Source organism: Vibrio sp. 10N.222.49.C9, assembly GCF_041474985.1.
Classification (GTDB): domain Bacteria; phylum Pseudomonadota; class Gammaproteobacteria; order Enterobacterales; family Vibrionaceae; genus Vibrio; species Vibrio crassostreae_C.
In genome coordinates this window covers 1-246 of record NZ_JBFRVD010001401.1, presented here as the reverse complement: position 1 = coordinate 246, position 246 = coordinate 1, and the positions used below count along the sequence as shown (strand labels likewise).

Annotated in this window: 1 pseudogene; it reads left to right on the top strand. The window is 50.8% G+C overall.

Going from position 1 to position 246, the window contains the following annotated elements:
- Positions 1-246 (top strand): annotated as a pseudogene (locus tag AB4585_RS28480) (divalent metal cation transporter); the annotation flags it as partial.

Sequence of the window (246 nt, the reverse complement as noted above, 5' to 3'; positions counted from 1 at the left end):
ATTTTAACGTTGGTTACATTGGCACTGCTGTATTGGCTATGGTGTTTGTGGCTCTAGGCGCGCTAATGCTTCACGGTTCTGGTGTGCAGCTTCAGGCGTCGGGCGTGGGTTTCTCGCACCAGTTAATCAACCTTTATGCGGCAACTATCGGTGAGTGGTCTCGCTACCTTGTGGCGGTGATTGCCTTCTTCTGCATCTTTGGTAGCACCATTACGGTTATCGATGGCTACTCTCGCGTAATCACAG